This is a genomic window from Bacillus sp. FSL K6-2944 (assembly GCF_038005385.1).
Taxonomy (GTDB): Bacteria; Bacillota; Bacilli; order Bacillales; family Bacillaceae_G; genus Bacillus_A; species Bacillus_A cereus.
Map to the genome: position 1 here is coordinate 93,734 of NZ_JBBOTE010000006.1, position 9,124 is coordinate 102,857.

Sequence of the window (9,124 nt, forward strand, 5' to 3'; positions counted from 1 at the left end):
TTACCTCAACTTTCCAACCACAAAATTCACAATTAATGTTCCCATAAAAATAACGCCTGTCACCATCACAATGGATAGCATATCGCCTTTGCATTCTGCTTTCTCCGATGGGTTATTTGCGAGCTTCATTTTGATTCCTTTCCATCCAAACATACAAGCTCCAACAGATGGGGCAACGAATAGAATAATAGTCGAAACAGCATCTACAATACTTTTAATCTTTGTTTTAATCTGGTCTTCTTCACCAGCAGCAAAAACAGTATGTGGAGTAAATATAATGACACATATCATCGCAAACATTGCATACTGCCAAATGATTTTATTTTGAAACATGTTTTTTACTTTTTGTTTCATGACAACCACTCCCTCTCTTCTCTCCCCATTTTATGTCTGGCTCTCCCCAATTTGACTTTGGGTCAATGATAAACACCTGCCCTTTCTTACTTTGCTCAGCTGTATAGAGCATACGTGCGTAAGTATAATCCCCCATTCCCACTACACTTGCCCTCCTTGTTCCATTGGCGCCTGCTTGGATGTGTCTTCTGTAGATGATGGTTTCTCGGGTTCGTTTGGTGGTTCAACAGGTGGGTCTTGCTTTTGTTCTTCTACTACTTTGACTACCACTTTCGTAACAGAAAGATTTCCTGCTTTATCGGCTGCCATCACTTCTACTGAAATATCTCCTGCGTTGCTCGTATCATACGCTCCAATCGTTACTGTAGGGTTTGCATCCTGATTATCTTGTACGGTAACCAAATCTTGTGGTAATAATTTTGCTCCGACTTTTACGGTGACATTCTCTTTTGGTGTAATTACAGGCGCTTCCGTGTCTTTATTTTCATTTACATCTATTACTTTCACCGTAACCTTGACACTTGCCTGATTTCCAGAGCGATCTACCGCAATAACTTCTACCTGTATCTCTCCTGCTTTGCTTGTATCGTACTTGCCGACAGAAACAATTGGATTCGCATCCTTGTTATCACTTACAGTAACTAAATCTTGTGCGGAGAGAATGTGACCAACTGTCACTGTAATATTCTCTTTCGGTTTGATCACAGGAGCTTCCCTATCCTTATCTGCTTCGGGGTCGATAACGGTTACTGTTACCCTGATACTAGAACGGTTACCTGCTTTATCAATCGCAACCACTTCTACCTGCATTTCCCCAGTTTGACTTGTGTCATAGTTCCCATTAATCGATAATAACGGACTCTGATCCATGTTGTCGGTTACGGTAACCAAATGATGAGGATTCAGATTCTGTCCTTTTTGTACCGTTAGATTCTCTTTTACTGTCATTTTTGGTGCTTCGCTATCTACGATTGGTTTCGGCTTTTCCGGCTCTATAGGCGGGTCTACGGGAGGTTTTTGCTTATCTCCCCCATTTCCACCTGTCGGTGGTACGATAACGGGCGGTTTCGGTTTATTCCCCCCTCCATCATCTGTTGGTGGCATAATGACTGGTGGCGTAGGCTTATCAGGTTCTGTTGGCAGTTCTACCTTCCCCTTCGGCTTTTCTATATTGGTTGGTGGCGTAGGTTTTTCAAGTGAAATGGATTCTTTTGCATTTGATGTATGTCCTAATGGTGTCAAGATAACTGGTGGTGATGGTTCTATTTTTGGTGGTTCGATTGCAGGCGTTGGTAACTTTTCTTGCTCTATTTTCGATTTTTGATTCGTTTGAAGAATCGTTGTTAATTGCTTCGTCTCATCTTCTGTTAAATATTTTTTCGCTATCGTGGTAGAGATAGGTGAAGATTCTTTTTTAGAAGATACATGCATGACATTCTCATCGGTAGGATGTGGTTCTTTTTCTCCTTCCTTCTCTTTCTCTGACTTCTCCTTTTCCTTCTCAGGCTTCTTCTCTTTTTTTACTTCTTCCGTTTTCTTTTTTCCTTTTTCTTTAGATGATGCTTCTTCTTTTCCAAAACACCCAGTAAGAGAAGACAGCGCAAGCACTGTCCCACTTACAATCGTGACTTTCTTCAGAAATGCTTGTTTCTTAGTCATTTTGAACCCTCCATTTGTATAGTTCTCTAGTCATCTAGTGATTGCAATCTACCTGCTTAATTGGTATTTTTCTTGGAAGATAATACGTATCGAGTACAATCACTTCATTTTGTAGTAAAAAAAGTTCCATTTGATCGTATCCACTCATTCGACTAAAATATTTTGCATCATCCATACTATTTGTGCCAAAAAATAGTATTTGATTGCAATCCCTAGCAATTTGATTGGCAACCTGTTTCCCATAAACCTGTTGGAGATGAGCGTATGACTGAACAATCATGGAAATATGAATTCCTTTGGCTTTCACAACTTGTAGGACATGCAAGAGATTGGGAATGGGATACAACTCATACTCATCTAAATAGAGATGTACATCTCTTTCTAATGTTTTTTCTTGTAGTAGGTCGAATACTTTTTGAAGACGATCTCCCCGCTCTTGATACGTACTATCAATGAGATTGACAGAAATATATAACACAAACTTTTGTTGTGTAGCGTTCACTACCATGTCTTGTAAGCGTTCTTCAAATAGCGGATGAAGGAGATCCAACTGTAAGATTTCATATCCCTGCTTAGCTTTTGTTTGATTGGTAGCATAATAGATTTCCTTTTTCCTACTCTCTACAACGATGATATTCTTTTCTTCTTGCTTTACATTTGGAATGGTATACCATCGTGTTTTTCCTGCACCGGTAGGACCAACGACGTACACATTCGAATGTTTTTCTTTTTCAAACTTGATTTCAGTAGCCCCGATTAACATTTTTTCACCTATCTTTCGGATTTGAATTATAGAAACCATATCAGTAATATAGCTATCCATGTTGGAATGGCTAGTAAACATGCATTCTTACATCCTCTAAAAAAATGGAACGTTTCTTCCGCCTCATAAGAATCTTCCTGAAGCCTTTCTTGGGGCAGATATTCCTTTGCCTTTACCAACTTACTATTTTCCCCTTCCAAAATATAGATTTGACCCATTCCTTCTCCAGACTTTCCAACCACAAAGGAATGTTTCGTAAATTGCTGACTCATACCCCTCTTCCCCTTTCTAGCCCTTTCAGATATTGCTGATAGATATCATGTTTTCGAAGAATGGAAACTAACTGTTCAATAATCCCTGTCCTTGTCATACGTTCTGAAGGATCAATTCTCTTAAAAATATGATACGATGGGTGATTTTCTCCAATTAACGTCATTAACTCTGCTACATAGTCCTCTTGTTCAGTTGCTTTCTGTAGCAAGTCTAATGTTTGGTCTACATCAACATACAGAAGTTCTCCGCTCTTTTTTTGAAAATACATCATACAGCCTGCTAATAATTCTATAGCCGATTCTACCCAAAACCCTTCTCGTTCCGCTGGTTTGACAAATGTTCTCGCAATTGCCATTGCCTGCATATATTCATCCAAGTGGAGAGTATACTTCTTTCCTTTCCCAACTGTACTGCCTACAAATCACTTCTGGTTTTGGTTACCCACGCTTACACCACGCATTTTTCTCCCTACCTTCCCTTTTAGATGATTCTCTCAACTGACACCCTTTATACTATTCCGTTTTCCACCAACCCTTTGTCGTTGAAAATCATTCATTTACTTGTGTCAAACAGTTACTTTCTCGGTAAAATACGCACAACTTTGTGCTGATTCATTATCCCGATTATCAAACAGCTCTCGATACTGTACCATCATGTCCATCCATTCTTCTTTTGAAATTTCCTGTGCTTCAGCAAACCCAATCCCTACATCTTTGGAATACGAATCAATTGTCCATTCTATGGTATAACCACTATCTTTTAATACACTTTGATTCCGTTCAAAGGAGAGAATGGTTTCTTTGTCAAACGAGCACCTCACTAAATTTGTTAGGTAACAAGATTCTCCATTTTTTAGAGAAAGACGTTGGTCTTCTAATTCCTCTGACTCAAATAAACGTTCCTGTCCGTTTTCATCGAACACTTGAAATAAAACATAGACACTCATTGAGCTCACGTCTTCTCCTTTATACACAATCGGTTCATTTGGTATAAATACATAGTCATAACCTAATCGATATTTCACCACTATACCTCACCCTTTCCTACAATTGATGTCCTACTCATTCGCCTTTTTATGTGAGCGATAGGCACGAATTGCGACAAATCCACATAATAACATCACCACTACACCAATCCACTTCCAGTATGGATTTTCTTCTTTTCCACCTGTTGTTGGGAGCGTATTTTCGACTTTTTTGGGTGCTGGCTCTACTGCTTTCACAATTGGCTGGACTTTGATTGGTTGTTCTACCTTTGGCTGTGGTTGTACAGGCTTCTCAGGTTGTTGACTTGGTTGCTCTGGTTTTGGTTGTTCCGGCTTACTTTTGAACTTCACTGTTTGCCCTTTATCCTGAATGTCAGCGTGCGTTGCAACTAACACATCATTTTGATATACGTCTTCAAATACCACTACTTCTTTCCCCTCAAGTGCAGAAGCATTGAATGTGAAATCTAACGTAACAGAACCATCTTTTTCTTTCGCAGTAAATGTCGTTTCTGATGTAACTTCCTTCCCATCTACTTGTAATGGTTTGTTTGTTGCTTTATCCATGAGCTTTCCTTTCACTACATATTCTTTCCCTACGATAAGGTCTTTGTACTCGACTTTATCTTGGATTGTTACAGAATCTGTAGCGTCTAACTCTTTTGATCCATCCACTTTGTTTAGAGCTGTTGTTTTCACTTCAGGATTCACAAACTTGACTGTTTGCCCTTTGTCGTTTATATCCTCATGTGAGGTAACCATCTTTCCGTCTTTGAATAACTTCTCAAATACTACAACTTCTTTTCCTTCTAAACCAGTTGCATTACATGTGAAGTCTAACGTAATTGAACCGTTTGCTTCTTTTGGTGTAAACTTCGCTTCCACTGTTACTTCTTTCCCATCTACAACGAGTGGTTTCCCAGTTGACTTATCCATTACTTTACCTGTAAGCGTGTATTCTTTCCCTACTAATAGGTCATTGTAGTCCACTTTATCTTGGATTGTAACAGACTTAGACGTGTGCATTTCTTTTGCTCCATCCGTTTTATCCGTAGCGGTTGTTTGAATCGATGGAATCTTTTCATCTGCGACAATATGTTTCACGATTTCACCATTCTGCTTGATTTCAAACGAGAATGTTTCTTCATTCAACATATATCCGTTGGGCGAAGCCGTTTCTTTGTAGGTATACTTCCCATAACCAAGTTTGAATGTTGCAACCCCTTCTACATTTGTCTTTCCTTTTGCTACAATTTCACCTTTCTCATTTCGAATCTCAAATTCTGCATTTGGTAGTTTTACATTCCCATCTGCAACATCAATCTTCGTTAGTTCTAATTCACCATAGATTGGTTGATTTTTTGCCTCTAACTCGATTGTCTGTCCTTGTTCTGTGATTTGGAATGGAATTGGTTCTTGCGATAACACGTACCCTTCTTTCGCTTTCGATTCTACAAATGTGTAAGAACCAAATGGAATGTTCTCTACTTTGATTAGACCATTTTCATCTGTTGTATGCTCGCTGATGACTTTCCCTGCACTATTTTTCAATTGGAATGTAACACCTGCAACTTTCTTTTCTGGATGCTCCGCATCTACTTTCAGCAGTTGTACGTTCCCTTTAATTTGTTTATTTTCAGCTGTCCACGTTACCATCTCACCCGTTTTGACTTCTAACGTTTGTGGGGTAGGGGTATCATTTAAGATATAACCCACAGGACTTTTTACTTCTTTCACGACATAAGTTCCAATCTCAATATTATCTAAAGAGGCAATCCCCTTTTCGTTTGTTGTAATCGTTCCCATACTCTTCTGGTCGCTAGCTAACACCTCAAATACTGCTCCTGCCAGTGGTTTCTTGTTTTCATCCACTTTAAGGATTTTCAAACCGCCTACCGCTTTCCAAAAGACTTGTAAATCCTTACTTACTTTCTCTTGACTACGTTCTAATAGAACCGTTGCATCCTGAATCACACTTGTACCTTTATACATCACCGCATGTTGATTTGTCAGGTTGGCAGTTACTCGTAATGACAATTCCGCACTTTTAGAGGATTTCGGTACTTGTACACGGAATTTTTCACCTAGTTGGAATGTTTTTTTTGCTTCTCCCTGTTCTGTGACAACTCGTGTTCCAGCTGGTGCTTCTTGCAATTGAATCTTATACTCACCTTTTTTTGCATTCGTTTCTACAGCATATGTTGTGGTTTCAAAGTATTCACCGTTCAATTTTGCTTCTTGCTTATCTGTTGGTTGTACATTCATATAAACATCTTGTGTGTCTCCTGTATGATCCGCCGCATACGTAATGGCTTTCGTTGCTTGCTCCACAGCTGCATCTTTAAATTGCAACTCACCTGTATTGATTTGTCCAAGTGCATGCCAGATACTCAGCTGCGTGGCGTAATGAGCCTGTTGCCATGTAGAAACTCCTAGTTGTTCAGGCGTTTTTTGCGGATATCCATTTAATAGTACACGGTAGACAACATCATCCGTTCGTCCTACCTCTGGTAAATCTGTACCATTTGGAGACTTGAGCCCGTATACCAAGCAATACGCAATTTGACCACTGGCGTTTTTCAAAAGCTCTGTACGGACATTTTTTCCGTATTGTGGACTGTAAGCCCAATTCATCTCGTAATTTTCACGATGAATCACCTCCGCGCTCACAGATTTCATCGGAATCAGTACACTGATGAAAAACATACATAAGCTCATCACCAAGGCCAAGGATTTGGAATACACGAATCTTTTCGTCATTGTTAGTAGCTCCTTTTTGAGTATGAAATTTTCAAAGACCTAAATAGATTTAATATCAAAAAAATTCAGTCTAAGTTGAACAAAAAAATATACTTCCTGAACATAGTTTCTACTTGCAGTTAAAAATGATTGAAATCTTTCTTATTTCCTATACAATGTACATTGAATGTATATTATATAGGTATACTTATCAAGTTAATTGGAATTATGTGATTTTAGCTCGATAATACGTCGGAATAAATAATCTATCTAATGGCTCGCCTAAAAGGTCAGAAATTTTTTGTGCTCTTTTGGCTAATACTCCTTTTCTCCCAGTCTCTACATCATATAAAGTAGTTACTGGAATATCGCAAATAGTTGCAACATCTTTAATACTAAATCCTTTAGTTTCACGTATTTTACGTATTGTAGTCAATTCGTCACCCCCTTATTTACATTGTATTCGGCTTAAAGCCTAAAGTCAACTTAAATATAATTAATTTTTTAACTATTTTTTAATGAAAGGGCGGATTTATATGTTTGGCCAACGCCTAAAAGAATTACGCAAAAATAAAAAGCTAAGTATGAGACAACTTGGAGAAGTACTCGGTGTTAAACAAACAAATGTATCTAATTGGGAAAATGTTGGAACAGAGCCTGATTACAAAACCTTAATTAGAATTGCACAATTCTTTGATGTTTCTACTGACTATTTAATAGGTAATTCCGTAGAATTCAATGACAATGAAAGTAAAGAAAAGAGAGAAATTGCATTATTAGCCCAAACATTACATAAAGAACTTTCAAAAAATCCAGATCTCAAAAATCAAATTGAACAAGAACTAATACAATATGTTCACTTTCTAAATTATAAAAATAGAGGGAAAGGCATATAGCCTTTCCCTCTATTTCTATAAACCTTAATTTCTTAAGGTTTATAATTCAATTCTTATTTGTAAATTATTTAAAAAAACATTAAACTAGTATGTAGAAGTATCTCTTAAACAATATTAACATACTAAATATAAGTTGAAAAATTAACATAATTTCTGTATTATTATAATCAAAGAAAAACAGAAAAAAAACCCACCGCACAGTTATTAATTAGTTCAGGTCGGCAAACTCGATACCAATTAATAACTCCAAAAGATAGGGTTTTAATTCACACTATAAGTATATGTGGTTCTTTTTTATGTCATACTTGATATTAAAATTATACCATAATACACATACAATGTGAATATAAAACCTCCTATTTTTCCGTAAATTTGCGGTGGAAAAAATAGGAGGTTTTTTTATGGTAACTAGTTTTGAAACCCTAAGTGCTAGTGATTTCACTAACAATATTCAGTTAGAAACAAAAACTTTAAAAACAAACATGAAATTTAGTAAAAAAAATCAAAAATCAAAATACCTCATGCATGGGCCAAAGTTCTTTGATGAGCTTCGTATATATTTAATCAAGAATAACGAACTTGGTGAATATGCTTTACCTTCATCTGCATTAGCTACTCTTATTTTACTTCACTTTAAGGTGAATGATTTAGGACGACTTCCTCGTGATTTTAAATTATCTACTATCGCGAACGAATCTGATATTCCCTATTCAACTATTCATACAGGTTTTCAAGCTTTGCTTCATTCTGGGGCTGTTAGAGAAATTTTTATTAACGGGAAAATTCCAGTGTATGAAATTTGCAACTATGCAAGATTCAATCGTACAGCAAAAGAAACAAAAGGTAATGATGGAAAACTTTCATATTTTCGAATTCCTCATGCATTATTAGAGACTTCTATTTTAAAAGAGTTAGTTTCCCATCGTGACAGCAAAGGTATTATTGAATTTTTAGGATTATGTACCCACTTTACTCATCAATTTAAAAATAGTAAAAATTCCATTGAAGATTATTCTTGTGTTCGTAACATGGACGGCTTAAAGAAACGTTTAGGACGCAATGCGAAAAAAGTGCGAAACTACTTAAAAATCATCTCGCCAATTTTTAAATTTGATGCTGCTATACAAAAGGTTCGAAACCCACGTAAAGGACGGATAGCTCGCATACGTGAAAAAATCCAACAAATCGTTATCACTCAATTTACGGTTAGCATGAATCCTGCATGTGTGATTGAAAATGACCGAGCTGAAATTAAGCAAACTGAAGCTAAAATGCGTAAAGAAGCAACAGCCCGTCTTGAATCCATTGGCATAGCATTAACCACTAAAGATCGTAAAGACATTATTGTTTCTTATAAAGGAGAAGTATCACGAATCGCTACATATATTAAAAACAAACAACTTCGTGATGATTTTATGACTTATACCATGAGTTATGCAATGGATCAATGTGAAA

Annotated in this window: 11 protein-coding genes; 2 read left to right on the forward strand and 9 right to left on the reverse strand. The window is 37.0% G+C overall.

The genetic code is table 11. From position 1 onward, the window contains the following. The 9 genes from MHH55_RS33580 to MHH55_RS33620 all read right to left on the reverse strand — a co-directional run bounded on the left by MHH55_RS33580 (position 1) and on the right by MHH55_RS33620 (position 7,209). Positions 1 to 354 carry a hypothetical protein gene (locus MHH55_RS33580; protein ID WP_078188078.1) on the reverse strand — a complete coding sequence of 118 codons (354 nt, stop codon included), beginning with the start codon at positions 352 to 354 and terminating at the stop codon, positions 1 to 3. After that, a complete protein-coding gene (locus tag MHH55_RS33585) occupies positions 320 to 496 on the reverse strand; it encodes a hypothetical protein (protein ID WP_176116725.1) in 177 nt (58 codons plus the stop codon). Before MHH55_RS33585 ends, MHH55_RS33580 begins: the two co-directional genes overlap by 35 nt. Continuing rightward, complete coding sequence (locus MHH55_RS33590; protein ID WP_078188077.1) at positions 496 to 2,013, reverse strand: hypothetical protein; 1,518 nt, start codon at positions 2,011 to 2,013, stop codon at positions 496 to 498. Before MHH55_RS33590 ends, MHH55_RS33585 begins: the two co-directional genes overlap by 1 nt. Before the next feature lie 34 nt (positions 2,014 to 2,047). Continuing rightward, positions 2,048 to 2,857: a type IV secretory system conjugative DNA transfer family protein gene (locus MHH55_RS33595; protein ID WP_340882389.1), complete on the reverse strand. Its 810-nt coding sequence runs from the start codon at positions 2,855 to 2,857 to the stop codon at positions 2,048 to 2,050. Continuing rightward, entirely contained in the window at positions 2,803 to 3,048 is a 246-nt protein-coding gene (locus tag MHH55_RS33600) for a hypothetical protein (RefSeq protein WP_078187795.1), read from the reverse strand. The genes MHH55_RS33595 and MHH55_RS33600 overlap by 55 nt, the downstream gene beginning before the upstream one ends. Then, positions 3,045 to 3,425 carry a hypothetical protein gene (locus MHH55_RS33605; RefSeq protein ID WP_340882392.1) on the reverse strand — a complete coding sequence of 127 codons (381 nt, stop codon included), beginning with the start codon at positions 3,423 to 3,425 and terminating at the stop codon, positions 3,045 to 3,047. The genes MHH55_RS33600 and MHH55_RS33605 overlap by 4 nt, the downstream gene beginning before the upstream one ends. A 189-nt stretch (positions 3,426 to 3,614) precedes the next feature. After that, entirely contained in the window at positions 3,615 to 4,073 is a 459-nt protein-coding gene (locus MHH55_RS33610; protein WP_254849795.1) for a hypothetical protein, read from the reverse strand. Between the two features lie 33 nt (positions 4,074 to 4,106). Continuing rightward, positions 4,107 to 6,794, reverse strand: a complete 2,688-nt coding sequence (locus MHH55_RS33615; RefSeq protein ID WP_078187790.1) for a VaFE repeat-containing surface-anchored protein — start codon at positions 6,792 to 6,794, stop codon at positions 4,107 to 4,109. A gap of 205 nt (positions 6,795 to 6,999) precedes the next feature. Next, complete coding sequence (locus MHH55_RS33620; RefSeq protein ID WP_000207879.1) at positions 7,000 to 7,209, reverse strand: helix-turn-helix domain-containing protein; 210 nt, start codon at positions 7,207 to 7,209, stop codon at positions 7,000 to 7,002. Between the two features lie 100 nt (positions 7,210 to 7,309). Between MHH55_RS33620 and MHH55_RS33625 the strand changes: the two genes are divergently transcribed. After that, positions 7,310 to 7,669 (forward strand): helix-turn-helix domain-containing protein, encoded by a 360-nt coding sequence (locus MHH55_RS33625; protein ID WP_000467904.1) that lies wholly within the window; start codon positions 7,310 to 7,312, stop codon positions 7,667 to 7,669. Positions 7,670 to 8,070: 401 nt separating this feature from the next. Continuing rightward, positions 8,071 to 9,124: hypothetical protein (locus MHH55_RS33630; RefSeq protein ID WP_340882396.1), on the forward strand; the 1,054-nt coding region annotated here is incomplete at its 3' end.

What these genes read in the sequence shown, in the direction of transcription:
- MHH55_RS33580 (WP_078188078.1), bottom strand. Translation starts at nt 354, where the DNA reads ATGAAACAAAAAGTAAAAAACATGTTTCAAAATAAAATCATTTGGCAG.
- MHH55_RS33590 (WP_078188077.1), bottom strand. Translation starts at nt 2,013, where the DNA reads ATGACTAAGAAACAAGCATTTCTGAAGAAAGTCACGATTGTAAGTGGG.
- MHH55_RS33595 (WP_340882389.1), bottom strand. Translation starts at nt 2,857, where the DNA reads ATGTTTACTAGCCATTCCAACATGGATAGCTATATTACTGATATGGTT.
- MHH55_RS33600 (WP_078187795.1), bottom strand. Translation starts at nt 3,048, where the DNA reads ATGAGTCAGCAATTTACGAAACATTCCTTTGTGGTTGGAAAGTCTGGA.
- MHH55_RS33615 (WP_078187790.1), bottom strand. Translation starts at nt 6,794, where the DNA reads ATGACGAAAAGATTCGTGTATTCCAAATCCTTGGCCTTGGTGATGAGC.
- MHH55_RS33625 (WP_000467904.1), top strand. Translation starts at nt 7,310, where the DNA reads ATGTTTGGCCAACGCCTAAAAGAATTACGCAAAAATAAAAAGCTAAGT.